This window comes from Sporosarcina sp. SAFN-015 (genome assembly GCF_059415085.1).
Genome location: NZ_JBPFDR010000002.1, coordinates 500,565 through 524,980, shown reverse-complemented (window position 1 = coordinate 524,980; position 24,416 = coordinate 500,565). Strand labels below are relative to the sequence as shown.

General features: G+C 45.5%; 25 protein-coding genes, 6 tRNA genes and 1 pseudogene. 3 read left to right on the top strand and 29 right to left on the bottom strand.

The window, feature by feature from the left end; all coding sequences use genetic code 11:
• Positions 1–244: 244 nt before the first annotated feature.
• The 21 genes and pseudogenes from ACR65H_RS05775 to acpS form a co-directional block, all read right to left on the bottom strand.
• Positions 245–318 (bottom strand) — tRNA-Gly (locus ACR65H_RS05775).
• Between the two features lie 10 nt (positions 319–328).
• Positions 329–405, bottom strand: a tRNA-Arg gene (locus ACR65H_RS05770).
• Between the two features lie 21 nt (positions 406–426).
• A tRNA-Leu gene (locus tag ACR65H_RS05765) sits at positions 427–513 on the bottom strand.
• A 65-nt stretch (positions 514–578) separates the two neighbouring features.
• Positions 579–654, bottom strand: a tRNA-Lys gene (locus ACR65H_RS05760).
• A 191-nt stretch (positions 655–845) separates the two neighbouring features.
• Positions 846–920: transfer RNA gene (locus ACR65H_RS05755), tRNA-Gln, on the bottom strand.
• A gap of 103 nt (positions 921–1,023) precedes the next feature.
• A tRNA-Glu gene (locus ACR65H_RS05750) sits at positions 1,024–1,098 on the bottom strand.
• 168 nt (positions 1,099–1,266) lie between these two features.
• Complete coding sequence (locus ACR65H_RS05745; protein ID WP_440499197.1) at positions 1,267–1,722, bottom strand: SprT family protein; 456 nt, start codon at positions 1,720–1,722, stop codon at positions 1,267–1,269.
• Positions 1,723–1,743: 21 nt separating this feature from the next.
• A complete protein-coding gene (locus tag ACR65H_RS05740; protein ID WP_440499196.1) occupies positions 1,744–3,903 on the bottom strand; it encodes a Tex family protein in 2,160 nt (719 codons plus the stop codon).
• Positions 3,904–3,991: 88 nt separating this feature from the next.
• On the bottom strand, positions 3,992–4,588 hold the full coding sequence (locus ACR65H_RS05735) for a PP2C family serine/threonine-protein phosphatase (RefSeq protein WP_440499195.1): 597 nt from the start codon (positions 4,586–4,588) through the stop codon (positions 3,992–3,994).
• Positions 4,588–5,373, bottom strand: a complete 786-nt coding sequence (gene sigB / locus ACR65H_RS05730) for an RNA polymerase sigma factor SigB (protein ID WP_440499194.1) — start codon at positions 5,371–5,373, stop codon at positions 4,588–4,590. The genes ACR65H_RS05735 and sigB overlap by 1 nt, the downstream gene beginning before the upstream one ends.
• Positions 5,348–5,821: an anti-sigma B factor RsbW gene (rsbW, locus tag ACR65H_RS05725; protein ID WP_440499193.1), complete on the bottom strand. Its 474-nt coding sequence runs from the start codon at positions 5,819–5,821 to the stop codon at positions 5,348–5,350. Before rsbW ends, sigB begins: the two co-directional genes overlap by 26 nt.
• Positions 5,808–6,149, bottom strand: coding sequence for an anti-sigma factor antagonist (locus tag ACR65H_RS05720; protein WP_440499192.1), 342 nt, complete (start codon positions 6,147–6,149; stop codon positions 5,808–5,810). The genes rsbW and ACR65H_RS05720 overlap by 14 nt, the downstream gene beginning before the upstream one ends.
• Positions 6,150–6,220: 71 nt before the next feature.
• Positions 6,221–7,231, bottom strand: a complete 1,011-nt coding sequence (locus ACR65H_RS05715; protein WP_440499191.1) for a PP2C family protein-serine/threonine phosphatase — start codon at positions 7,229–7,231, stop codon at positions 6,221–6,223.
• 14 nt (positions 7,232–7,245) lie between these two features.
• A pseudogene (locus ACR65H_RS05710) lies at positions 7,246–7,655 on the bottom strand (anti-sigma regulatory factor).
• 2 nt (positions 7,656–7,657) lie between these two features.
• A complete protein-coding gene (locus tag ACR65H_RS05705; protein WP_060205888.1) occupies positions 7,658–8,020 on the bottom strand; it encodes an STAS domain-containing protein in 363 nt (120 codons plus the stop codon).
• A complete protein-coding gene (locus tag ACR65H_RS05700) occupies positions 8,017–8,847 on the bottom strand; it encodes an RsbT co-antagonist protein RsbRA (RefSeq protein WP_440499190.1) in 831 nt (276 codons plus the stop codon). Before ACR65H_RS05700 ends, ACR65H_RS05705 begins: the two co-directional genes overlap by 4 nt.
• 327 nt (positions 8,848–9,174) lie before the next feature.
• Positions 9,175–9,525, bottom strand: a complete 351-nt coding sequence (locus ACR65H_RS05695) for a type II toxin-antitoxin system PemK/MazF family toxin (protein ID WP_060205884.1) — start codon at positions 9,523–9,525, stop codon at positions 9,175–9,177.
• A gap of 4 nt (positions 9,526–9,529) precedes the next feature.
• A complete protein-coding gene (locus tag ACR65H_RS05690; RefSeq protein WP_440499189.1) occupies positions 9,530–9,796 on the bottom strand; it encodes a transcriptional regulator in 267 nt (88 codons plus the stop codon).
• 171 nt (positions 9,797–9,967) lie between these two features.
• Positions 9,968–11,074 carry an alanine racemase gene (gene alr, locus ACR65H_RS05685; protein WP_440499188.1) on the bottom strand — a complete coding sequence of 369 codons (1,107 nt, stop codon included), beginning with the start codon at positions 11,072–11,074 and terminating at the stop codon, positions 9,968–9,970.
• 72 nt (positions 11,075–11,146) lie between these two features.
• Positions 11,147–12,148 (bottom strand): LolA family protein, encoded by a 1,002-nt coding sequence (locus ACR65H_RS05680; RefSeq protein ID WP_440499187.1) that lies wholly within the window; start codon positions 12,146–12,148, stop codon positions 11,147–11,149.
• 87 nt (positions 12,149–12,235) lie between these two features.
• Positions 12,236–12,589 carry a holo-ACP synthase gene (acpS, locus tag ACR65H_RS05675; RefSeq protein ID WP_440499186.1) on the bottom strand — a complete coding sequence of 118 codons (354 nt, stop codon included), beginning with the start codon at positions 12,587–12,589 and terminating at the stop codon, positions 12,236–12,238.
• Between the two features lie 98 nt (positions 12,590–12,687).
• Between acpS and ACR65H_RS05670 the strand changes: the two genes are divergently transcribed.
• Positions 12,688–13,290, top strand: a complete 603-nt coding sequence (locus ACR65H_RS05670) for a rhomboid family intramembrane serine protease (RefSeq protein ID WP_440499185.1) — start codon at positions 12,688–12,690, stop codon at positions 13,288–13,290.
• 35 nt (positions 13,291–13,325) lie between these two features.
• Here ACR65H_RS05670 and ACR65H_RS05665 read toward each other — a convergent pair whose 3' ends face one another.
• From ACR65H_RS05665 to ACR65H_RS05640, 6 genes are all read right to left on the bottom strand, one after another.
• On the bottom strand, positions 13,326–14,831 hold the full coding sequence (locus ACR65H_RS05665) for a PH domain-containing protein (RefSeq protein WP_440499184.1): 1,506 nt from the start codon (positions 14,829–14,831) through the stop codon (positions 13,326–13,328).
• A complete protein-coding gene (locus tag ACR65H_RS05660) occupies positions 14,821–15,300 on the bottom strand; it encodes a PH domain-containing protein (protein WP_440499183.1) in 480 nt (159 codons plus the stop codon). Before ACR65H_RS05660 ends, ACR65H_RS05665 begins: the two co-directional genes overlap by 11 nt.
• A 113-nt stretch (positions 15,301–15,413) precedes the next feature.
• Positions 15,414–16,898, bottom strand: coding sequence for a degradosome RNA helicase CshA (gene cshA / locus ACR65H_RS05655; protein ID WP_440499182.1), 1,485 nt, complete (start codon positions 16,896–16,898; stop codon positions 15,414–15,416).
• A gap of 355 nt (positions 16,899–17,253) precedes the next feature.
• Complete coding sequence (locus ACR65H_RS05650) at positions 17,254–17,958, bottom strand: alpha/beta hydrolase (RefSeq protein ID WP_440499181.1); 705 nt, start codon at positions 17,956–17,958, stop codon at positions 17,254–17,256.
• On the bottom strand, positions 17,955–19,328 hold the full coding sequence (locus ACR65H_RS05645) for a UDP-N-acetylmuramoyl-tripeptide--D-alanyl-D-alanine ligase (protein ID WP_440499180.1): 1,374 nt from the start codon (positions 19,326–19,328) through the stop codon (positions 17,955–17,957). The genes ACR65H_RS05650 and ACR65H_RS05645 overlap by 4 nt, the downstream gene beginning before the upstream one ends.
• Positions 19,329–19,340: 12 nt before the next feature.
• Entirely contained in the window at positions 19,341–20,405 is a 1,065-nt protein-coding gene (locus tag ACR65H_RS05640; RefSeq protein WP_440499179.1) for a D-alanine--D-alanine ligase, read from the bottom strand.
• A 289-nt stretch (positions 20,406–20,694) separates the two neighbouring features.
• Here ACR65H_RS05640 and ACR65H_RS05635 point away from each other — a divergent pair, with 289 nt between their 5' ends.
• Positions 20,695–21,927 carry an FtsW/RodA/SpoVE family cell cycle protein gene (locus ACR65H_RS05635; RefSeq protein ID WP_440499178.1) on the top strand — a complete coding sequence of 411 codons (1,233 nt, stop codon included), beginning with the start codon at positions 20,695–20,697 and terminating at the stop codon, positions 21,925–21,927.
• A 316-nt stretch (positions 21,928–22,243) separates the two neighbouring features.
• Here the strand turns inward: ACR65H_RS05635 and ACR65H_RS05630 are convergent, their stop codons facing one another.
• On the bottom strand, positions 22,244–22,384 hold the full coding sequence (locus ACR65H_RS05630) for an Lmo0850 family protein (protein ID WP_440499220.1): 141 nt from the start codon (positions 22,382–22,384) through the stop codon (positions 22,244–22,246).
• A gap of 375 nt (positions 22,385–22,759) precedes the next feature.
• Between ACR65H_RS05630 and ACR65H_RS05625 the strand changes: the two genes are divergently transcribed.
• The gene (locus tag ACR65H_RS05625) at positions 22,760–23,920 is read left to right on the top strand and encodes an MFS transporter (RefSeq protein ID WP_440499177.1); all 1,161 of its coding nucleotides are present in this window, start codon (positions 22,760–22,762) and stop codon (positions 23,918–23,920) included.
• A gap of 128 nt (positions 23,921–24,048) precedes the next feature.
• Here ACR65H_RS05625 and ACR65H_RS05620 read toward each other — a convergent pair whose 3' ends face one another.
• Complete coding sequence (locus ACR65H_RS05620) at positions 24,049–24,306, bottom strand: DUF3923 family protein (RefSeq protein ID WP_440499176.1); 258 nt, start codon at positions 24,304–24,306, stop codon at positions 24,049–24,051.
• Positions 24,307–24,416 lie beyond the last annotated feature (110 nt).

Sequence of the window (24,416 nt, the reverse complement as noted above, 5' to 3'; positions counted from 1 at the left end):
GCCAGGATCAAACTCTCCATAATAGAGAAATTCGAGTAGCTCGAGTTTCTTGCTGGCATCATTTAAGATGTCAATTTTGAATCCAAAGATTCGTTTCGTCTCTTCACCGACAAGTCGGCTGCAAGACTTTATTTGTTGACGTTTTGCTGTTCAGTTTTCAAGGTTCATTTCATCGCTATCTTTTAGCGACTTTACTAATATAACACATTACCCAAAACGCGTCAAGCGTTTTTTTAAAAATAATTGGAGCGGGTGAAGGGAATCGAACCCTCATCATCAGCTTGGAAGGCTGAGGTTTTACCACTAAACTACACCCGCGTATGAAATTTGGCGCGCCCGACAGGAGTCGAACCCATAACCTTCTGATCCGTAGTCAGACGCTCTATCCAATTGAGCTACGGGCGCTCGGTTTTTTAATATGGAATTTGGTGCGGTAAAGAGGACTTGAACCTCCACGGGGTTAACCCCCACTAGGCCCTCAACCTAGCGCGTCTGCCATTCCGCCACTACCGCATTATTTGCGACACACTTTATTATACAACTCTCAGTAAGAATGTCAATAAGTTTTTTAAAGAAAATGGTGAGCCATGCAGGATTCGAACCTGCGACCCTCTGATTAAAAGTCAGATGCTCTACCAACTGAGCTAATGGCTCGTGCTTGGTGTTATGTCTTGTTGTTAAGGAATGAGATCCTTTTATATGAAGACGTTGGATTGCTTTTGTTTTAAAGCTATTTTGCATCTATTCCTTTTAAGGATTAGTGCTTTGGTTATTAAAACCGATTTGCTCCAAACGCCAAAGGCGTTTCTCGCAAAACTTTTTAATCGCGAAGCGCTTAAAAAGTTTGGCTGGGGTAGCTGGATTCGAACCAACGAATGACGGAGTCAAAGTCCGTTGCCTTACCGCTTGGCTATACCCCAACGATTTGATTAATCTTCATGTCTTTCTCTTTGTAAATTAAGGCGCTTATTTCGTTTACCCTTTTTACTATGAACATAAACATAGAAGTTATACATAAAAAGTTGGTGACCCCTACGGGATTCGAACCCGTGTTACCGCCGTGAAAGGGCGGTGTCTTAACCGCTTGACCAAGGGGCCGTTTTATTAATTCGAGTAGGAAGTTCAATTTGCTTTAACGTCATTCCCTAATCGACTTTTCCTATTATAGACACTGATCATCCATCCGTCAATACTTTTGTTGAACTTTTTTTTGAAGATGTGAGTAAGCTCTTGCCAAGCCCATAGCTAAGCGGCTTGGCGAGGGCTTTAATTTTGTATGAAGACAATCTCACCGGCACATTTACCGCAACGATATTTCCGTACGTCCATTCTTTTTCTCCGTCTGTATTCAAGACGGCAGGATTTGCATTCATATAGATAGATCTTTTTGGATTTGCTGTTTGCCTTCCCTAGTGGCTTGCAATATCTTGGCGAGCCGGTTTCTCGTAATAGTTTTTTAAAGTCCACGTCCCCATGGCGATATCCTTTTCCTTCTTGGTGCAGATGGTAATGGCATAGCTCATGTTTAATAATGCCGACGAGTTCTTCCCTATCGTAAAGTGCAAGAACAGCAGGGTTGATTTCGATGGAGCCGTCGAGCAATTTATAGCGTCCGCCCGTCGTTCGAAGACGGGCGTTGAATCGGGCTTCGTGTTTGAATGGTTTTCCGAATGCTTCTATAGATAGTCGTTGGACGAGTTGCTGCAATTCACTTTGAGTCATGCTCGTTTTCACGTTTGTGAATCAATTCCCTTTAGGCGGAATCATTGTCAATGAAATTCTGCCTTTGTTTTTATCTACAGCTTCCACCCAGACGGTTACGATGTCACCAGAAGCGACGACGTCCAGTGGGTGTTTGACGAAGCCTTTTTTCAATTTCGATATATGGACAAGGCCGTCTTCGTGAACGCCGATATCGACAAATGCGCCAAAGTCGACAACATTCCGTACGGTCCCTTGCATCTCAAGTCCTTCATATAAATCTTTCATGTCGAGAACGTCCGCTTTTAAAATCGGTTGCGGATAGTCGTCCCGCGGATCTCGGTTCGGCCGCTTCAATGTGTCTATAATATCGCGCAATGTCACTTCGCCGATATCCAGTTTCTCTGCAAGCGCCTTGCTATCCAATGCGGATAAAGCATCGACCGCCTCTTCCTTCCCTAACAGACTTTTGTCCACTCCGGCTTCCGACAATACTTGTTCCGCAATAGAGTAACTTTCAGGATGGAGACCTGTCGAATCGAAACGGTCTTTTGCTTCCGGTATACGAAGGAAGCCAATCGCTTGTTCATATGTCTTCGCACCGAGTCTCGGAACTTTCTTCAGTTGGGTACGTTTGTGGAAGAGCCCTTCTTCCTCACGCGCCTTGACGATGTTTTCTGCAACCGTCTTTGAAAGGCCCGCCACGTATTGCAGCAACGAAGAAGAGGCGGTATTTACGTTCACACCTACCCGGTTTACTGCTGTTTCAACGACGAACGACAAAGACTCGGACAATTTCTTCCGGGCAACATCATGCTGGTATTGTCCAACACCGATCGATTCAGGATCGATTTTCACGAGTTCGGACAATGGATCCTGCAATCGCCTCGCAATGGAAACGGCGCTCCGCTGTTCGACCTGCAGATCAGGGAACTCTTCTCGCGCTTGAGCGGATGCCGAGTAAACACTCGCTCCTGCTTCATTGACAATGACGTATGCAACCGGATCCTTCGACTCCTTAATGCAATCCGCGATGAATTTTTCCGTTTCCCTCGATGCAGTTCCGTTTCCGATTGCGATAATCGGTATATTGTATTTCGCTAGTAGCGAAAGAATCGTTTTCTTAGAAGATTCCTTGTCTGTCTTCGGAGGATGCGGATAAATAACCGACACTTCGAGCATCTTCCCAGTTTCGTCAATGACCGCTAATTTACAGCCTGTCCTAAAAGCGGGGTCGACGCCTAGTACCATTCTGCCTTTTAGCGGCGGCTGTAATAGAAGGCTCTTCAAGTTTTCCGAGAATACATGAATTGCTTGGGCTTCCGCCTTTTCCGTCAGAGCTGTCCTAATTTCGCGCTCGACAGATGGTGCGATCAGCCGTTTGAATGCATCCTCCGTCGCTGCTTTCACATGCACCGCAGATGGAGATTGCTGTTTTTTAATTAATTCTCGTTCGAGGGTGCCGACAATCCGCTCTGTCGGAAATGCTACACCTACGCGTAAAACTTCTTCTTTTTCACCTCGATTTAAAGCAAGCACACGGTGTGGAACAATTTTTTTCAACGGTTCCTCATATTCGTAGTACATTTCATATACGCCACGTTCATCTTCAGCGCCCTTACGGAACGTGGAAGCCATTTGACCGTCCGACCAGGCAAGTTTCCGAACGATTTCCCGGAGCGCTGCGTCATCTGCAATCCGTTCTGCAATAATATCGCGCGCTCCCGCAAGTGCCTCTTCTACGGATGCAATATTCTTTTCTTCATTCACAAATGATAATGCAAAGTCTTCCGGATTTTCCGGACCGAATGCCATCAATTTGTCCGCCAACGGTTCAAGTCCACTTTCGATCGCAATCATCGCACGGGTGCGTCTTTTCTGCTTGTACGGCCGATACAAGTCTTCAATCCGCTGCAAAACAGTGGCAGATTCGATGTCCTTCTTCAGCTCGTCAGTCAGTTTTCCTTGCTCTTCAATTAACCGGATGACTTCCTCTTTCCGCTGCTCCAGTCCTTTTTCATAATGATACGCGTCCTCGATCGCCTTGATTTCCACTTCGTCGAGGGATCCGGTTGCTTCTTTCCGGTACCGCGCGATGAAAGGGACCGTATTGCCTTCGTCAAGAAGAGAGATGACATTTGCGGTTTGCTTCGTACTGATCGATGCTCTTTTTGCTGTTGCTGCTATTAGTTTATCCGTCATTCATTCCCACCCTTTCTTTCTTATTATAAGTTTACCATTTCCCGTTGCACTTACTCCAATCCAGCCCATGAAAAAAACCTGCTTCAATTTACTGAAGCAGGCTACCGGCGATGAATGTCGCGTCGTCGCCGGATTGTGCGGATTCTTTTACGATTTTGTACAAGTCATAGGCGTTAGAGCTTTGCTTCATACTTGCTTTCGGACTGTTCAGCGTAATTCCGTCCGAGTGAAGGAAAAATAAATCGCCTACGTCGTACTTATATTTTTGCGTGTTCATTTTTTGCGGTCTTCCTGAAAGATATCCCATGACAGGCAGAGGATATATCATCTTGTCGCAGCCGTGTAGAATGTAAAGTCGGACGTTTCCGACACAGCTGTATTCAATCGTGCCTTCCTTATAATTCACGCGCACGATCGCAACGGCCGCACCGCGTTTTTGAACCATATATTCATTGCACCGGCTCAGCAGTTCATCGAGAGATTCATGATGATAGCGCTCGAGGACATGTGGGATGACTTCCGCGGATTGTCTTGCGACTACTCCGTTTCCCAAACCATCAGCAATCGCACAGATGAAGTAATCTTCTTCGGAATGGATATAATACGTATCCCCCGACTCCATATTGCCATGCTTTGCTGCGTTATAGACATACGCCTCTACATGATCATTTTTGAACGTCTCCACTACGATGCACCACCGGCTGCCACTATGGCTTCTTGAAGTTTCTTAATCGCTTTCCGTTGCAGTCTTGAAACATGCATTTGCGAAATACCGAGACGTTCACCCGCTTCTTTTTGGCTCAACTGCTCGATATATGTATACTGGATGATCTGCTTTTCACGTTCCGACAACACATTGAGCGCATTCGCCACAACGAGTCGATGGTCCGTTCGCTCAAAACCATCATCCGCTTCACCAATAATATCGAACAAGGTGACTGTGCCGCCTTCCGAATCGGCTTCCAGCGTATGGTCCATCGAAAGAGCTTGGTAGCTCCTTCCCATCTCCATCGCTTCTAAGACTAATTCTTCATCGGTACCTAAGTATTCCGCAATTTCACTTACGAGAGGTGAACGTTGCATTTCAATCGTCAACGCTTCGACCGCGGCCTTAATTTTCGGACCGAGCTCCTTGATGCGCCTAGGCACATGTACTGCCCATGTTTTATCGCGCAAGAACCGTTTGATTTCCCCGACAATCGTCGGTACGGCAAAAGCTTCGAAGCTGCGCCCTAGTTCCGGATCATATCGGCGGATCGCTCCGAGGAGCCCAAGCATGCCGACTTGGACAATATCTTCATGATACGGTTTCCCGTTTGAATATTTACGGGCGATGGAGTGGACGAGCCGTTCATAATGAAGGACGAGATTCGTCTGCGCTTCATCATCATTTGTCTCTTGGTATTGCCTGATCCATTCCAATACTTGTTCTTTCGTATCCGGCTTATGAGTTGGCTGTTCGTTTGACATCTTCTTCGCCCCGCTCTCTGCCGAGATATTTGGTCATAAAGACCGTCACGCCCTCCTCATGATGAAATTTCACTTCATCCATGAGCGTCTCCATCAAATAAAGCCCAAGTCCCCCTTCGCGGAGGAAACGAGCATCTGATGTGTCGCTATATGGTCCAATATGTTTTTTTGTTTCTTCAAAGTCGAAACTCGCTCCGTGATCTGCAATCATGATTTCCAACCGCTCTTCATACAAAGCGCACCCGACAACGACTTCTCCCTCTTCATCCTCGCCGTAAGCATGCTGGACAGCGTTCGTGATTGCTTCGCTTGAAGCGATCTTCAAGTCTTCGATGTCATCGTATGTAAACCCTAGCCGGCTTGCGATTCCCGAAATCATCAATCTTGCAACACCAACGTATTGAGCTTTTGCGGGTATTTTGATTTCTATATAATCATAATGTTGCATTATTGTCCTCACTTTCCTTCTGTTCAATATCGATAATTTCATTCAGACCGGTAATTTCAAATAGGCGGTTCAAACGTTTGTTTAAGCCCGTTATCTTCACATGTCCGCCATTTGCGGAAACGGCCTTATAAAAACCGACGAAAACACCGAGGCCTGTACTGTCCATATAGTCCACTTCGGATAGGTCCAGCTCAGCTTTCAATCCTTGAATATTTTCCACGGCCGCTAAACGTTCTCTCAGCACAGGTGCCGTGAATGCATCTATTTCCCCGACAACCTTAAAGTATTGAACACTATTTTCTTCTAGTAACTCAACCTGTAAATTCATTTCTGCACCCCGACTCTCGATTTTTGTGTTGGATAATACACTACACATCTTCATACCCGCCACTCAAAAAATTAAACCCGTTTCGGCTCTTTTTTAAAAATTACAATCGTGAAGTCATCGCTCAGTCGATAGTTTTGAAGATCAGAAAGAGTATGATAGACATGCTCCGCAATTTGCTGGGCAGATCGATCTTTCACTTCGTGAAGAAGATCTTGAATTGTTGCAATGTCGATAAATCCATCTGCAGTTCTTGTTTCTGTAACGCCGTCCGTCATCATTGCAATGAAGTCCCCGTCGTTAAGCACTACCGAATGCTCCTCATATTGAGCATCCGGTTTGACGCCGAGAAGAAGTCCTTTTGCGTCTAATTCTGAAAACACGTCAGCTCTGGAATCGAAATGCAATGCCGGTTCATGTCCAGCAGATGCATACGAGAACGTCGTATCCTCGGAATTATATTTGCCGTAAAACATGGAAATGAACATCGAGTCGTCAACACTTTTCTCGACAATTCGATTAATGATGCCAAGTACATTTTTGGGGCTCGTATTTTCATCGGGCAAGCCGTCCATGCCGAATTTGATCATGGACATGCATAACGCCGCAGGAATCCCTTTACCGATCACATCTGCTACGGCGACGCCCGATTCATGCTCCTTATTAAGGAAATAGACATAGTCCCCATTCATCTGTTTTGCCGGCTGCGAAATATACCCGACGTCCAGCCCGCTGACGCTTGGCATTTTCGTTTTCAGCAAAGTATCTTGCACTTTCGTCGCGACATTCATTTCCATTTGGATCGCTTCCTGTTTACGAATGAGGCTTTGATGCTCACGCAATGTAAGCCCGTAGTGGATCATCATTTCGATCAGAAAGTCCAGTGAATCCCACACTTCGTTTCGCAGTTGAGGATGAAGCTCGAGTAATGCGTTTTTGTGTATGCTGATAACATCTTCCGGCGCAATCTCTTTTTCAATGAATCGCCTGCTAAATTGTTGCCCGACATAGAGATCCTCTTCGCTATGGCTCTCCAAATATTTTTTCATTATCTCTTTGTACTGCCTTCCGACTTCTTGTGGCATCCACCATCACCTCCTCAATGAAGCCATTTTGTTGTCGTAATAGTTGTCCCTGCCCCAGGTTCCGAAACAACTTTGAACTCGTCCATAAGCCGCTTTACTCCCGGCATTCCTGCTCCGAGACCGCCCGAAGTTGAAAAGCCGTCTTCCATCACTTTACGCAAATCAGGAATTCCTGGTCCTTCATCGGAGGCGATGATCTTGATGCCGAATAACCCGCCCTCCGTTACTCTTTCAATCTCGATCTTCCCTTTTCCCGCATACCCGCATACAAATAAATATTCCTCGCCAATTCACTGATTGCGGTCGTGATACGCGCTTGGTCGACGGTTCCGAAACCGGCCTTCTTTGCTTCGTTACGCCCTAACTGCCTTGCAGCAACGATATCCCATTCCGTGATTATCTCTACAGAAGACCTAAAGTTCATTGTCAGGCCTCCAATTCTTTATAAAGTTTATCCAAACCGTTTTCCAAGTCTAGTGCTGTCATTACATTATTCAATCGAATACCAAGCTCGATCAATGTAATGGCGACTGCTGGCTGAATGCCAGTAATTACAACTTTTGCGCCCATCAATCCTGTCATATTGATCACATCCCCCAATACTTTTGCGATGAAGGAATCAATGAAATCAATCGGCGTCAAGTCGATTACAACTCCGAGTGCCGCAGTCTCATGCATTTTATTTAACAGATCTTCTTGAAATTGAATAGCCGTCTGGTCATCCAGTTCCCATTGGATAGAGACGATGAGGACTTCATTCAATTTCAAAATCGGTATACGTGCATTCAATTAGCTTTCACCTCCACGATTGCTCGATTCGTCATTCCCAAAGCAGCTTGCATTCCCCTTTGCAATGTGCTTTTTGTCGTGAATTCGTGTAAATCAATACCAAGGGCTACAATTGTTTGTGCGATTTCAGGTCGTATACCGACAAGCATGCACTTCGCTCCGACTAAACGCACCGCTTCCGCCGCCTGAATGATATGATGCGCAACCATTGTATCCACGACCGGGACTCCGGTAATATCGAGCAGTACTACATCAGCCCGCTGGCTCACTACGCCTTCCAAAAGGTTTTCCATAATCAACTTCGCGCGTTCTGTGTCGATCGTTCCGACTAAAGGCATGACCGAAATTTTGTCGAATACTGGAATCAAAGACGCGGACAGCTCCTGCAATGCGATTTTTTGCAAGCTGACCGTTCTTTCCCATTCCGTCGAATATGCATCAATAATGCTTTCCCGCAATGGATTGATCCAATTTCTGAACAGGACGTTGAAAGCCCTCAGATTGCTGTCGTTAATGATCTCTTTCTCTTCCAGAAATTCGTATACGACATCTGAAAAATTGTCGATTGCCTTATTCACAAACTTGATCGCCCAGCCGAACCGTACAACTTTCTCGGTGAAGTCGTTAATCCTTTCGGTATTTGCAGCGGATGAATCGGTAATATTGGAAGTCATAAGCACTGCGAATTCTCGGCTTGTTTTTTCGACAAGATGGTCAGGCATGAAGTGGAAGAAACGTTCTCCCTTCTCTTCCTTCATCCTTTTTATCCAACGGTCGATGATTTCATCCATATTCTGATTGATGCCTTCTACCATTATTTTATTCATTACGTCAAATTGCCTCCTCGCCAAAATGAAAATCCCATATGTCCATTGTACAGAAAAAAGTTGAATTGGACAGCTATTTCAACTAAGGTTGGAAAAACGCGCAGCATGCCGTAATAGCTCATAAAACACCGATTAAGTGCATAAGTCCTGAATTCGAAGCATAAATGGATAAAACGACGCATAAATGCAACAACGAGCGCATAATTCGCTAAAACAACGCATAAAGCGCGTAATATACACCTAACTGTGAATGCCGCATGCTCAAGATTACCCACAAAACAAAAAACACTCCGGAAGTCGAGGTCCGCAGTGCTTTTACATATGTATTCAAAATTTAACTAACCCGAAGCTGATTTCTAACGCTTCGTCTACCTTTTCCATCAATGGTTCATCCAAATGGGTAATTTTATCCGTCAGCCTTGACTTGTCGATTGTGCGAACTTGCTCGAGCAGGATTACGGAATCCCGCTCGAACCCATACCGTTCCGCATCAATTTCAACGTGTGTCGGCAATTTAGCCTTTTGGATTTGTGCAGTAATTGCTGCAACAATCACTGTAGGGCTGAACCGGTTGCCTATGTCGTTTTGGATAACAAGGACCGGTCTCGTCCCTCCCTGTTCTGAACCAACGACGGGTGACAGGTCTGCAAAAAAGACGTCCCCACGTTTTATTGCCAACTTTTCATCCTCCGCTTACGAGACGTTCCACCGTATGCTGGGCTTCGAGTTCCGCATGCAAGCATTCCTTTGCAATTCGTAAGTTGATTTGCGACATTTCAACGTAGCCGATCATCATCGCTTCACGGATCGTATCCGCTTCACGATCTGTCATATTCCGCTTCGTTGAAACGTAAACGAATTCTCCACGCTCCGGCTCCTGATGGACGGCCGTATGTTCAATTTCATTCCCTTTAGATACTTTTACGATTTTTATGTTTTTCTCTCGCAATTCTAGCACCTCCGACAGACCCCGTTCCCTCGATCGATTCTATTCAAAATCTATCTTACCATTGAACTTCGACAATGAGAAGACAAAGAAGGATTTTTATTGACAAGAATCTTCAAATAAAGTGGTCTTTTGTCGAAAGTTGGAACAGTATACATCTTATCCATGTGAGGTTCAATATATTCTCGGTACACGTTTTCCAATTGTAACCGCAATCTCGTAAGGAATCGTCCCGAGCCGGTCCGCCCATTCTTCCATCGTGATCTCTTCCTCGCCTTGTCGTCCGAGCAATGTCACTTTCTCACCGACCGGCAATTCACGAGGCAGCTTTACCATGCATTGGTCCATGCAAATCGTTCCGACAATCGGCATCCGTTCGCCAGCGATCAACACTTCTTGCCCGCGAAGCCCACGTTTCAAACCGTCTGCATAGCCGATCGGCAATGTGCCGATCCATTCATCCTGCTCGGTTTCATATGTTCCCCCGTAGCTGATCTTGCTGCCCTTTTCAAGCTTTTTCACATAAGCCAGTTCTGTCTCGAGCGTGAAAGCCTTTTTCAGCTCAAACGGCAATTTCGTTCCGACATATGATGAAGGCGCGATGCCGTAGAGACTGATGCCAAAACGGACAGCATCGAGTGCATATTCCGGATATAGCAGCGTTGCTGCACTGTTCGAAGCATGGACGAGTGGTGGCCTTTGCGGGAATTTGTCCACCAATTCCATGAACCGGTTGAATTGTTCCTCTGTTCTGCAAGAGTCTTCCTCATCCGCACAGGCGAAATGAGTGAAAGTCCCTTCAAGACGTATAGTAGTCGTTCCTTCAATTACTTCACTAATTTCTCGGATGGCTTTTTCATCTCGCAGACCGATACGACCCATGCCGCTATCTATTTTCACATGGACATTCAACGGGCGGTCTACTCTCTCAATCATCTCACTTGCTTGACGAAGCCACTGTGCATCCGAAACAGTGACACGGATTCCGAGTTCTGTAGCCTTTTCCGCAAAACTAACCGGGGACGGGCCCATCACAAGGATATCCGCAGTAACGCCCCCATCTCGCAAATGTAAGGCTTCATCAGGTGTCGCAACCGATACCATCCGAGCCCCTGCTTCAATTGCGGCTTGTGCGACTTCAACCTCACCATGGCCATAGCCGTCCGCTTTTACGACGGCTATGACGGAAGTATGATGAGGCAAATATTGTTTCAAACTGTTAATGTTTTCTTGTATCGCATGTAAATCGACGATTGCTTTCGTAGGACGATAATATTCCACATGAATCCCTCGTTTTTCTATTGATGATTCTATTATCAATCCTATTAGCTTTCTACGTCAATTAATTCTAACTTATTTGCTATCTTCCGGATGCATGGAAGACGCCACTTCTATTAATTCGTCAGGTGTCAATGTGGAGGATGCTACAAAGAAAGCTACTCCATCTTGCTCCCAACGGATTGAGTTAGCCGTCAATGCCGCCACTGTAAAGCCCAGGTCGACCGGATCTCCTTCGATAGAGACTGGCAGTTCATTGTCCGGAGTTTCCGCCGGCTCTTGTACGACTACGAATTCCTTGTCTGCGCCGCTGAAAGTCATGAATGTTCGAACCCCGTTCTCTGTTGCGACCATTTCTTCTTCAACGACTGTACCTTCCCAATCCAAGTTAGGATAGTACTTCATCATTCCTGTTTGGCCATCTTCAGTCGATTGCGGTTTTTTTACGGGCTGGCCTTCCATATCGACTGCATAGTCAGATGCCTTATGCTCTACACCAAGTGTGATTTTATTAAACGTCACACGAATCTTTTCTTCCTTGTTTTCATCCATGACCGACACGTACTTCGGCAGCAATGTTTTCTTATCAATATGGATTTGTTGTGTCGGAAGGACTTTCTTATGGTTATTCCTTGATGCCGTTTCGAATATATACGTCTTATCCTTTTCTTGCATCGTAGAATTCTTATCCGCCTTGATATCGTCCGATAATGTTCCGATCAAGTACGGCATGCTGTTTTGCGTCGGCCAATCACTTTGGAACTTATACGTTTTTCCGAGTGACGGCGTGATGACAAAAACACCTTCTTCATTTCTGACGATCATTTGAGAATCTTGGCTACCCGCTTGTGAAACGTTGACTTTGTAAAAATCAGGCTTCGTGTGCCATACAGTTACGTCGTACACTCTTGGTTCAGACCCCGTCTTAATTTCCATTGTCGCCTGCAATTCATACCCTTTCGTCTCGTTCCACTTCCCACTGAGCTTCTTCATGACATCCTCTTTAGACGGTGATCCACAAGCTGCTAGCAGTGTCATGATTGCAACTAGCAATAAAACAAAAATTCGGCTGCGCATACAGTTCATCCTTTCTCATTTCAATCGGGTAGGTCATCTTATGAGAGTGGACAGTCATTTATGCGAGCTTGTTCAATTTCAAAAACATTATTTCATCAAAATGACTTGTGCGGCAGCAACTGTATTCGTATGAGTAATGGAGACAAACCCTGCCACAGCCTTGCCATCGAAGGACAACACCGGCTTCCCGGACGGTTCCGGGAGTATTTCTATTTGTTCGAACCGGCAACCATTGCCGATTCCTGTTCCTCTCGCTTTCGCAAATGCCTCTTTCGCAGAAAACCGCCCCGCGAGAAATTCAATCTTCCGATGCGGCTGGAGTGATTCGTACAGTTCCAACTCTTTTGCAGTCAAGATGCGCAGCCGGAATTTATCCGATCTTTCATCTAACTTTGCAATCCTTTCCAATTCCACAATATCCAATCCGATGCCTGTTATCATTGTCTTCGTCCCTTTCACGCACTATTTTCGCTAGTAGTTCATACTTCTTATCCGTTCATAAACTATGTATAATAAAAACCAAAGGTCAGGTGAAATAGATGTTTATTCGAAGAGAAAACTTCTCCCAATATATCCGTTTATATCCGTTCGTAACCGCATTGCTAGCAATCAACATCCTCGTTTACATTGTAACGGGATTACCGATTCAAGGGAGCCGGTATTTGTATTATATGGGTGTCGGGTACAATCCATTGATTTCCGAAGGTGAATGGTGGCGGCTCGTCACGCCGATGTTTTTACATGCAGGTCTCATGCATCTATTGTTCAATATGTTTTCGCTGTTCATCTTCGGTCCCGAGCTTGAGCGGATTGCCGGCAAGGCGCGCTTTCTGACGATCTACTTGCTGTCGGGGATTTTTGCGAACATCGCCTACTTCTTCCTCGGAGATGACCTCATTCCCCATGTCGGAGCGAGCGGTGCGATATTCGGTATTTTCGGCGCTTTTGGTGCACTCGTCTACTATACGAAAAATGCATTTCCCCAGCTGCGTCAAATTATGCTGCCGATCATCGTTATTAGCGTGATTATGACCTTCCTTCAGCCTGGCGTCAATGTCATCGGACATATCGCCGGCCTGATCGTCGGCTTCATCATCGGATTAAGCTACTTCCATCCGAAGAGGATCATCAGTTGGCGTTAGATATTTAAAAGCCTGCGAACGCTCGCAGGCTTTTTTCATTCGACAGATTTGCCTTTCTCATACCAGCTCAAAATTTCTTCCGCCTCTTCCACTTCCATATGTTGAACGGTTGCGTGATAGCTGCCCATGCCCGATTTAATATTGGCAATAATCGTCGCTACACCTTTCCGTTTATGGAAGTAGCTTTGTTTCATCTCCATCGACTGGACCCGTTTTTTCATCATGTAGGCCGTCTGCAAACTGAATGCCCTGAACCGCATCGTCAATTGGTTCCCGATCATATCATACGCAGCTGAGCGGTGCTGCCACATGCCGTATGCGATGATGACAGGAATGATTGCGAGCGAAAACAGACCGTACGGAAAAAAGAAGTATATGAGGGCACCGATGACGGGTAGCATCCAGACAAAGTCAATGCGATAGTAAAACGGCCTTCCCTTCGCCGTCAGCTTTTTCGTAGGCTCCTCCAAACACAAGTCAGGGAAAATCTCCTCCAAATAAGCTTCCACCTTGTTCCTTTTCACAATCGGGAATAAATTAATTTTCGAACTTTGTCCAATGCTTCCCCCTGCGCTATGGATTGCTACGGAAGCATAGCCGAATAGCTTCCTGAAAGGATTTTCGACGACTACAACACTTTGGATCCTCTTCAAAGGAACGGTTACTTTCTTCTTCTCTAGCAGCCCTCTCGTAATGATAATATCTTCCTTATCCAGTTCAATCGTAAAATTAAAATGAGAAAGGAATGTCATCACGACAGATAATATCCATACACCGAGCAATCCAAGGAACACAGCAATTGCTACAATTAACACACCGAATTTGATGAATGCGGAAATTTCCTCAAACATCCACTCGAACGGAATGAGATCACTGAACTGAGAAAGGAAAATTGCCGCCCCGGACAAGATCACTCCAACACCGCCAGAAGTCGTAGCGAGCACCAACAAATCCTTTGTCGTCATCGTGAAGATCTTTCGTAACTTCGATACCTCTTCGATAGGTATCTCTTCCTCGATAAGATTCACCATTTCGCCTTCTGTGATCGGCATTTCCCTTTGCCGTTTCTTCGCTTCGGCCATTTCCTTTTCGACACGTTCAGCGGCTTCTTTCGTAATCGCCGTCAATTCCCCTTCCGCTTGCTTCGCCGAGGAGCTGCCCGCTGTTTCCACTTTCACTTTCACAAGCCCGAACGGCCGATGGAAAATTCCTTCTGTGTAATCCAGGCTCTGGATTCGGTCGAACGGGATATATCGTTTCTTTTTCACGAATAAACCTGACTCGATCCTAAGCTCATCATCCTCAAACCAATATTCAAACCGTCTCCATTTCACAATTCCCGCAATGGCCAACGCGATGATCAAGACTCCGAAAATGATGAAGGACAAATAATCAATGTACCATAGCCCTGTCCCTCCACGTTTCCATCCATTCGCAAATATTAAAACAACGAGCGGCAGGATTGCCTCTTTCATGGTTTTCAGCACTTCGATAATTGCAGTGATCCAATGAAGTTTATAACGTTGCTGTTCAGACATCATCTTCCGCCACCCTTGCAAGCACGGAAATCCTGCCGCGCAGTTCATCAGCTTCCTCCATGATCAACGCTGGGATTGTATGGACTGTGGCAGCTGTTGATATCGAGATTTCAGCCAATCCATATTTCCGCAAAATCGGACCTTGTGATGTGTCGACATGCTGGACACGAACCATCGGGATGAGCGTCCTTTTTACGATGAAAAGGCCGTGCTGCAATTCAATTTCAGATTCTCTCACTTCATAGCGCCATCTCATCCATCTCACCTTTGGAAACAAAATGATGATGAAGTAGGCGAATAGTACGAGAACGATAGCTTCAATCGGATAGATCCACCATGGCCATTCGAATATGTATACGAGCACGCCGCCGCCAATGGCTACCAACGCGAGAATGATTGTTTGAATTAAGCCGTATAATCGCCAAACTTTCAAGCCTTTCGGAGAAATCCTGTTTGCAGGTTGAACTCTCATTTCCACAACACCTCTTTCTATTCTTCCATTGTATACGTAGTGATAATAAAAATGTTTCATTTCGAAAAAGAAAAAACCCCGGAGGATGAAGTTTCATCTCTCCGGGGTGTGTATTATCTTTCCGATTTGCCTCTTGAACGATCTCTGCGTCCGCCGCCGTCTCGGCTTCCACGACGTGAACCGCCGCCTCCGCCATAACCGCGTCCGCCACCGTGTGAACGTCCTCCGCCACGGCTTCCTTTAAAGCCGCCACGATCACGGGAGCCCGTTTTGCGCGATGGCAATGGGCGTTCTTCCGTAATTTTAACAGGTGTGTCATCTGGTTCTTTCGTCAATGATCTAATCGCAGCCGCGACGATATCCTTCGCTTCGAATTTCTCAAGAAGCTCAGATGCTAGTGCCTTATAGTCGTTGAGTTCATTTTTCTCAACAATCTCCGATAGCTGTTCTATCGCAAGACGTTGTTGTCCGATCAATGCCTCGTCTTCTGTCGGCGGCTCAAGTGGAGTCATACGCTTTTTCGTCGTTTCTTCAACGACACGTAGGTAACCCATCTCACGCGGTGTTACGAATGTGATCGCCATACCGCTTTTGCCTGCACGACCTGTACGGCCGATACGGTGTACATAGCTTTCCGGATCTTGTGGAATGTCGAAGTTGTAAACATGCGTTACGCCTGAAATATCCAATCCACGTGCTGCCACGTCTGTTGCAACAAGGATATCGATTTTATTATCTTTAAATTGGCGTAGAACCGACATACGCTTTGCTTGCGTCAAATCGCCGTGGATTCCTTCAGCAAGGTAACCGCGGATACTTAATGCATGTGAAAGCTCATCAACACGACGCTTCGTACGTCCGAAGATGATTGCAAGTTCAGGTTGGTGAACGTTCAACAAACGTGAAAGGACATCGAATTTTTCTCTTTCTTGTGCTTTCACGAAGAATTGGTCAATGTTTTCGACTGTCATTTCTTTCGACTTGATTTTCACCATTTCCGGCTCTTTCATGAATGTTTCCGCAATCTTACGGATTGCTGGAGGCATTGTTGCAGAGAACAGAAGCGTTTGGCGTTCTGCCGGTACGGCTGCCAAAATCGTATTGATGTCTTCGATGAAGCCCATGTTAAGCATTTCATCCGCTTCGTCAAGGACAAGCGTATTTACATTGTTCAATTTCAACGTTTTACGGTTGATATGGTCAAGAATACGTCCCGGAGTTCCAACAACAATTTGTGGATTATTGCGTAAAGCTCGAATTTGCCGGCCAATTTCCTGGCCACCGTATACAGTTAACACACGCGCGCGTTTGCCGTATCCGATTTTATAGATTTCTTCGGACACTTGGATCGCTAATTCACGTGTTGGTGCAATGACTAGTGCTTGTACTGCAGGATTGTTCACATCGATTTTTTCGATGATCGGAATACCGAAAGCAGCAGTCTTACCTGTACCTGTCTGTGCCTGACCGATTACATCGCGGCCTTCCATGCCGAATGTGATTGTGCCTTCTTGGATCGGTGTCGCTTCTTCAAATCCCATGCGCTGTAGAGCGTTTTGTGTGGATTCGCTAATATTTAGTTCTGAAAATTTCGTCAAACTTCTCAATCTCCTTTAGTTTCTTCATTTAGCAATTGGTTACATTTGCAAATGAAAGCACGGCAAATTCGAGCCTTAAACTTCTATGGGAACGTTTCCGATATTTTGTTTTCTCTGGAGTGGGCAAAAGTTCAAATGGCTGAACTTCATAAATTTCAGAGGCATTGTGAAAGGAAAGCTGGTCTTTGCCGATCGGGTTAGTCTCCAGTGTAGTGCTTCGAGAGACTGTAAACCGTTTTATTCAAAAAAAAGTACTCTTCGCCACCGGAAGAGTCTCGTGTAAATGTATCCAATACTTATAGTAGTTTATCACGCTTGACGGTCATCCGCAATCAATCCGCCTTAAAAGTAATAATCAGAATTCGTATAAGTCTTTCTTCATGAATTCATATACTTTTGTGTACCATTCATGGCAGTCATCACTATAGCAAATATGATGTTTCCCGTTTTCGGAGATGATGAGCTGCTTCTGCTCCGAACCGAGAGAACGCAATAGATGCTCCGCTGTAGAAAAAGGAACGATGCCGTCCTTCTTTCCTTGTACAACGCAAACCGGCGTTGTGATCTTACCGTAATACGGTTCCACCATTTTGACGACCCGCACAAATTCCTTTGCGGCATGAAGCGGTGTATTCCGCAACTTGTAGTCATACAAATGATAAAACGTGTTCGGCGGATACTTTTTCGTTACGGATTCGGCAAGCATAATGGCTGCATCCTCCAGCAGTATGCGGGGACTAATATACTTCGCTGCCGCACTAAGCAGTACGAGCTTATCGACTTTGTACCGCAATGCCAAGTACAGGGCGATGATGCCGCCCATCGAGAAGCCGACAATGATGATATGGTCAACTTCCTTCCGTAACCGGTTGAGGGCGAGCTCCGCTTCCATCATCCACGATTCCGCCGATACTTTGCGTAAATCGATAGGAAAGTCGTGTCCCGGCAAGATCGGGATAGAAGTGATCCAGTCCGTCCTTTCCTCCACATACTGAATGAAAGGGCGGACTTCAAACGTCCCTCCTGTAAAGCCATGGAGGAACAACACGCCTGTTTTCATGCTTGCAGCACGCCATCCATAATTGTTTCCAGCGCCATTCCCCTTGACCCTTTCAGCAAGACGATTGTGTCCTTGTCAATGGATGAAAGGAGCTCCGCAATCAATGGATCGTAGTCGTTCTCCGACCAGATGACTTTTGTTTCATTCCCATTTTTCTTAAGCTCTTCATAAAGCCACTTCATTCGCGGGCCATATAAAAGAATTCCGTTTGCATGTATTGTGCCTAGCTGTCCGGCAATCGATTCGTGGTAATGCCGTTCATTTTCGCCAAGTTCGAGCATATCTCCCAAAACAGCCCATTTTTTAGAACGAAGCTTCGTTTCTTTCAAGAATGAAAGGGCCGCTTGCATGGATGTCGGCGCCGCATTGTATGCGTCATTAATGAAAAGCGCTCCGTTTTGCGCGACGACCGGCTGCATTCTCATATCCGTAAGCTTTGACTGACGAAGTGCCGTGTCAATCTGTTCATTGCTAAGACCGAGTTCATGCGCAATCAAAATCGCAGCGAGCGAATTTTTCACTTGATGGGATCCAAAAACCGGTATTGTAAATTGGCTATCGATAATTCCTTTGACGGCAAAACGGCTTCCTTCATCCCCCGATTCTGTTGAATCGAGAGAAAGACGCACGTGTTCTCCGTATCCGAAAGAAATCGCTCTCAGCTCCGGATGATCAGCAACTAGCGTATTTAATAACGGTTCGTCGCCATCATAGATAAGAGCGCCATCGTCCTGAAGGCCATCAATGATTTCGAATTTAGCTTTGGCGATCCCTTCACGCGATCCGAGATTTTGCATATGCGCTTCACCGATATTCGTAATGACAGCGTAGTGTGGCTTCGCCAAATATGAGAGGAACGAAATTTCGTTAAAGTCGCTCATCCCCATTTCAAGGACAGCGACTTCCGTATTTTCATCCAATGAAAGGATAGTCAACGGCAATCCTAATTCATTATTAAAATTGCCTTCCGTCTTTCGCACATTGAAATAAGGCGATAGGACGCTAGCAACTAAATCCTTCGTCGACGTCTTGCCGTTCGAACCGGTAATGCCGATGAATTTACATGCGAGTTGATCCCGATAGGCGCGTGCAAGCTGCTGCAGCGCGAGTTCCGGATCATCGATGAAAATAAGCGGGATATCTGCAGGTGCGTTCGGTTCATCTTTCATCCAAAGGGACGCTGACGCCCCTTTTTCAATCGCTTGTCGGACGAATTGGTGGCCATTCACCTGTTCGCCGCGGAACGGGATGAACAGGTCGCCTTCCTTCAATGTGCGCGTATCGAACGACACACCAGTTACAACGACTTCGTCCATCTGTTGCCCTTCAGCCTGTAGCCAACCCGCCAATTCAGTCAATAAACGTCTCATTCTTTATCACACTCAATCCATTGTATATTGTATCTGTTTCTTTTCTTCATGCCGTTCAAGTGCAAGTTCAATCAGCTTATCAATCAATTCCGGGTAAGACGTTCCTGTGTTTTGCCAGAGCAACGGGAACATGCTTGTCGGTGTGAAGCCAGGCATCGTATTGATCTCATTGATAAGCACTTCATCCTGGTCTGTCACGAAGAAGTCCGCGCGCACTAGTCCAGCGCAATCAAGCACTTTGAATGCCCGGATCGCCATATCCTTCAATGTCGTTTCCACTTCGTCGGTTACCGGAGCAGGGATGAGCAGCTCCGTATTGCCGTCTTGGTATTTCGCTTCGTAATCATAAAATGCCGCTACCGGTTTGATCTCTCCGAGGACAGAGCACTTCGGATCATCATTACCTAGGATGGCAACCTCGATTTCACGCGCAGTGACACCTTGCTCGACGATAATTTTCCGGTCGAATTTCAATGCGAATTCAACTGCGGCAATAAGGCTTTCCCGATCAGTCGCCTTGCTAATGCCGACGCTTGAACCTAAGTTTGCCGGCTTTACGAACATCGGGAACGTCAATTCCTTCTCCATTTTCTTCACCCAATGCTCTTGGTCCTTTTTCCATTGAGTTCGGATGAAATAGACGTAAGGAACTTGCTTCAGCCCAACTTGGTTGAAAAGCTGTTTCATAATTACTTTATCCATACCCGCAGAAGAAGATAGCACTCCATTTCCTGCATATGGGATATTCATTACTTCGAACAGCCCTTGAACTGTTCCGTCTTCCCCATTCGTCCCGTGCAATAGGGGCAGAATGATGTCCGGCGTTCCGTTGCCGTTTAGAAAATCGTGGATGCTGTCAGGCTTCCCATCAGCACGCTTTAATCGCAGCTGTTCAATCGATTCCGCAGGGGCGGCGAGCGGTTCCCCTTTCCTCCATTCACCTTCATACGTTATATAGACAGGAATCACTTCATATTTGTCAAAGTCAATTGCATTCGTTACCGCCGTAGCAGTCGATAGGGATACTTCGTGCTCTGCGGACTTCCCGCCATACACTAAACCCAATTTCTTTTTCATCGATCTCCCTCATTTACCGTTAGATTTCGTTCCTTTAGTTTACCACGAAACGACTTGCCCGTTCGTAAAATATCATGATACAGAAGGACCTTTTTGTTTCTAGGCAACTTCCTGCCTGGCGGGACGTCACTTTGAAGGACATGAATATGGACACGGTATACGCTATACTATAGATTGAAAGTTTCATTCACTGTATATGTATGCACGGGCAATGAGTAGTTTGAATAATTGACTTATAGAAAAATCCGTACAAACAAACTGTTTTCCGTTATAATAATATGAGGTTTCCATGCCAAACCAATTAACTGATAAGGTGAAATATATGAATATAGATAAAAAACCCGTAGACCGGTTCGACTGGCCGCTTGCGTTCATTATGCTTTTATTCTTCACGATCAGCATTATCGCCATCGCATCCGCTCAGACGACAGGACAATACAAGATAAACTCCGTCCCGATAAACTTCATCCCGTCGCAAATCCAATGGTATGTCATCGGCTCTATTATCATCGCAATTACAATGTATTTGGAGCCAGAACAGTATAAGAAAGCCGCCTGGATCATTTATGGAGGCGGGGTATTCCTCTTAGTTGCACTTTACATTTTGCCTGATAGCTTGGATCTTGTCGCTCGCAGAAACGGAGCAAAAAGCTGGTTCCACCTTCCATTCGGCATCGGTAGCATTCAGCCAGCCGAATTTATGAAAACGTTCTTTATCATAGGGATGGCACGCACGATTACGAAACACCATGAACGCTACTTGGAAAAGACGTTGCAGACAGACTTTCTGCTGCTCGGTAAAATCTTTGCAGTTTTCAGCATTCCATTTCTATTCATCATGCTTCAGCCTGACTTGGGTACCGGTCTCGTCTTCATCGCCATTACGACTGCTTTAATCATCGTCGCGGGCATCACTTGGCGGATTATCCTTCCGATTTTCATCGGCACTGCCGCCTTGGGGGGAACACTTCTGTGGATGGCGTTGTACGCTCAAGACTTCTTGGCGAAACTCGGCGTTAAGCCGTATCAGCTTGAACGAATTTACTCATGGCTCGATCCTTATTCGTATGCGTCGAATGAAGGGCGACATCTCATCACATCACTGAATGCCATCGGGTCGGGAGAAATATTCGGGAAAGGGTTTCAAGGGCGTGAAGTTTATGTGGCCGAGAGCCATACCGATTTCATTTTCAGCACCATCGGGGAAGATTGGGGATTCATCGGCGCGAGTGTCGTTATTTGCCTTTACTTCTTCCTGATCTATCATATGACGAAAATCACGCTTGAACTTAAGGATCCATTCAGCACATACATTTGCGCAGGCATCATCGCAATGATCACATTCCACGTGTTCGAAAACATCGGCATGACGATCCAATTGTTGCCAATAACAGGTATTCCATTGCCATTTATCAGTTACGGGGGCAGTTCATTAATGGGCAACATGCTCGCAATCGGCCTCGTCTTCAGCATGAAGTTCCATCATCGGACGTATATGTTTAGTTCGGATGACGATGAATAGAAAAGCGGAAACGACCGGTTAGGTCCGAAAAGCATAAGACGGATTGGCGAAGCGGCGCTTTTTGCCGCACAGCCGATCCGGCTTATGACCCGAGGACCTGGTAGTTGGAGCTGGACAATAAGAAAAGCGGAAACGACCGGTTAGGTCCGAAAGGTATAAGACGGATTGGCGAAGCGGCGCTTTTTGCCGCACAGCCGATCCGGCTTATGACCCGAGGACCTGGTCGTTGGAGCTGGACAGTAAGAAAAGCGGAGGGCGCCCAGAGCTGGACAATACCGCAAAGCGAAAAAAACCTCCCGCATGCGGGAGGTTTTTGTTATGACTGAATTTGTGGGTCATTTGAAGGTGGCGCGAGGGCTTTCAGCATTTCCATACGGGATTTCGTTGCTGTTGCCGAAACACCCAACTTCGCCAAGTTGGTGATGATTTTTTTCAAATCAACTTTTTCTTTCGCCATCTTTTCCACCTCGACCTTTCTATATGTTGTTGACGTATCTTCGCATTGGAAAGTTTCATCATTGATATGAAATTCATACCAATTTTCATCTATACACATCATACCACTCCTGTCCACTTTTAAATCTTTCAATTATGTTACAAATTGTTCGCCTTTTGTAAATGCTTTATACAAGAACTAAAAATAAAAGCTTGCGATTGAAATGATTAACGTCTATACGCTGCTTTCCGGCCGACTTTCTCTTTTATGCAACAGGCGAGACAAAAATGAGTGAGCAGGAGATGATTTATTCGCACGCAATGCCTTTTCCTTTGTCACTATGTGAAAGGCAGAGTAAAATAGTCATATTGATGTCAATTGAAAGCGGGTTCATTTATGAAAAAATCAATTCTACTACTTATGTCTGTACAATTTTTTGTATATCTCGGATTCGGCATTATCATTCCCATTTTGCCAGAAGTGATCGTGCAACAAAATCTGTCTGAAATACATGTCGGAGGATTGTTGACGGTTTATTCTCTCGCATCGTTCTTCACTGCCCCGCTTTGGGGTTCATTATCCGATCGCACAGGACGTAAAAAACTGATCATCGTCGGACTTATCGGCTTTAGCTTAAGCTTCTTCCTATTCGGGTTCTTCACTGAGAGTCTTACGATGATGTATCTTTCACGTGTTGTTGGAGGGATTTTCTCTGGGGCATTGTATACGGCAGTTACCGGATTTGTCGGAGATATGACGACGGAGGAAAATCGGAATAAGTATATGGGCTTGCTCGGTATGTCAATCGGGCTCGGGTTCATTTTCGGACCAGCAATCGGAGGCGTACTAGGTCATTACAGTTTGCAACTACCGTTCATCGGGTCCGGCATTCTGACCCTGTTATTGGTCATCTATGCTGGCGCGATATTGAAAGAGCCGGAACGTCTCGGCGAGGCCAATAAGCGCGCATTGTTACCGAAAGGCGGTGCTATGCTCTGGCAATACAGGATCCGGAACTTATTCTTGCTTTCCTTCATGGTGACATTGATCTTGGCAGGAATCGAATCGACATTCCAATTGTTCCAAATATCTGCGATTGAAATCACACCGCAGCAAGTCGGTTATTTATTCATGGCAAGCGGATTTGTTGATGCGGCTATTCAAGGCGGAGTCGTCCGCCGGGTAAAAAATGGTTCGGAGACGAAGTGGATTTTAGGCGGCCAAATCGTTACGGCTGTTGGACTTATTTTGATTCCTTTCACAGGGAGCCTTTTCTGGGCGGGTGTTGCGCTCAGCGTCTTTACGGCAGGGAACGCACTCGCCCGTACGGTACTTGTTTCATTGACTTCGAAGGAATCTGGCGGCAAATATGGGACAGCTGCAGGTATGACGTATTCGATGGACAATATGGGACGCATCATCGGACCACTTTTATTCACATGGCTATTCACAAGGATGACAGGCGAAATCTACTATATTTCCGCAGCACTTGCTGTCATTTCGATTGTCTTCATTTTCATGTATCGCAAATCTTCGAAGACATTGCGTTCAGCGTAATTGAAGTAGACATAAAGTTAAGGGCATTCCTTGTTGGTTACAAACAATATGGCATGCCCTTGACTATTCACTTTTTCGCGTCCCCATTTGCAAAAGTCGATTCTTACTCTCAGAATACGCATGATACTTTAACTCGATAATTCATTATGATATTCTATTTTTTTATTACTAGTGATTACAAGATTAACAATTAGCCATACAACTTGAAGTATAACCGGAATTATAAATGCGATTAATAAAACTATAAATGCTACTAATTTTGCTTCAGGCGTCTGAATAACACCTGCACCATCAACTTCCCTCAGCCAAACAAAAGCTGAACCTACTGCTAAAACGACAATCCAAAAAGCGTTAGCAACCCACCAAAAAAGCCATCTTTTTTTCATATTCTCACATCCTAACAATTCACATAATTACTGAATTCATTGTACAGCAAAGGCGAATTCACGGTAATGGACCTGAGATATAATTTAAGCTAAGTCTTGAGGCGTATAAA

What these genes read in the sequence shown, in the direction of transcription:
- ACR65H_RS05665 (WP_440499184.1), bottom strand. Translation starts at nt 14,831, where the DNA reads ATGATGTCTGAACAGCAACGTTATAAACTTCATTGGATCACTGCAATT.
- ACR65H_RS05715 (WP_440499191.1), bottom strand. Translation starts at nt 7,231, where the DNA reads ATGCCACAAGAAGTCGGAAGGCAGTACAAAGAGATAATGAAAAAATAT.
- ACR65H_RS05720 (WP_440499192.1), bottom strand. Translation starts at nt 6,149, where the DNA reads ATGAATTTACAGGTTGAGTTACTAGAAGAAAATAGTGTTCAATACTTT.
- sigB (WP_440499194.1), bottom strand. Translation starts at nt 5,373, where the DNA reads ATGTCAAACGAACAGCCAACTCATAAGCCGGATACGAAAGAACAAGTA.
- rsbW (WP_440499193.1), bottom strand. Translation starts at nt 5,821, where the DNA reads ATGCAACATTATGATTATATAGAAATCAAAATACCCGCAAAAGCTCAA.
- ACR65H_RS05620 (WP_440499176.1), bottom strand. Translation starts at nt 24,306, where the DNA reads ATGAAAAAAAGATGGCTTTTTTGGTGGGTTGCTAACGCTTTTTGGATT.
- ACR65H_RS05700 (WP_440499190.1), bottom strand. Translation starts at nt 8,847, where the DNA reads ATGAATAAAATAATGGTAGAAGGCATCAATCAGAATATGGATGAAATC.
- ACR65H_RS05745 (WP_440499197.1), bottom strand. Translation starts at nt 1,722, where the DNA reads ATGACTCAAAGTGAATTGCAGCAACTCGTCCAACGACTATCTATAGAA.
- ACR65H_RS05660 (WP_440499183.1), bottom strand. Translation starts at nt 15,300, where the DNA reads ATGAGAGTTCAACCTGCAAACAGGATTTCTCCGAAAGGCTTGAAAGTT.
- ACR65H_RS05625 (WP_440499177.1), top strand. Translation starts at nt 22,760, where the DNA reads ATGAAAAAATCAATTCTACTACTTATGTCTGTACAATTTTTTGTATAT.
- acpS (WP_440499186.1), bottom strand. Translation starts at nt 12,589, where the DNA reads ATGATAACAGGCATCGGATTGGATATTGTGGAATTGGAAAGGATTGCA.
- ACR65H_RS05645 (WP_440499180.1), bottom strand. Translation starts at nt 19,328, where the DNA reads ATGAGACGTTTATTGACTGAATTGGCGGGTTGGCTACAGGCTGAAGGG.
- ACR65H_RS05630 (WP_440499220.1), bottom strand. Translation starts at nt 22,384, where the DNA reads ATGGCGAAAGAAAAAGTTGATTTGAAAAAAATCATCACCAACTTGGCG.
- ACR65H_RS05635 (WP_440499178.1), top strand. Translation starts at nt 20,695, where the DNA reads ATGCCAAACCAATTAACTGATAAGGTGAAATATATGAATATAGATAAA.
- ACR65H_RS05740 (WP_440499196.1), bottom strand. Translation starts at nt 3,903, where the DNA reads ATGACGGATAAACTAATAGCAGCAACAGCAAAAAGAGCATCGATCAGT.
- ACR65H_RS05670 (WP_440499185.1), top strand. Translation starts at nt 12,688, where the DNA reads ATGTTTATTCGAAGAGAAAACTTCTCCCAATATATCCGTTTATATCCG.
- ACR65H_RS05640 (WP_440499179.1), bottom strand. Translation starts at nt 20,405, where the DNA reads ATGAAAAAGAAATTGGGTTTAGTGTATGGCGGGAAGTCCGCAGAGCAC.
- ACR65H_RS05680 (WP_440499187.1), bottom strand. Translation starts at nt 12,148, where the DNA reads ATGCGCAGCCGAATTTTTGTTTTATTGCTAGTTGCAATCATGACACTG.
- ACR65H_RS05650 (WP_440499181.1), bottom strand. Translation starts at nt 17,958, where the DNA reads ATGAAAACAGGCGTGTTGTTCCTCCATGGCTTTACAGGAGGGACGTTT.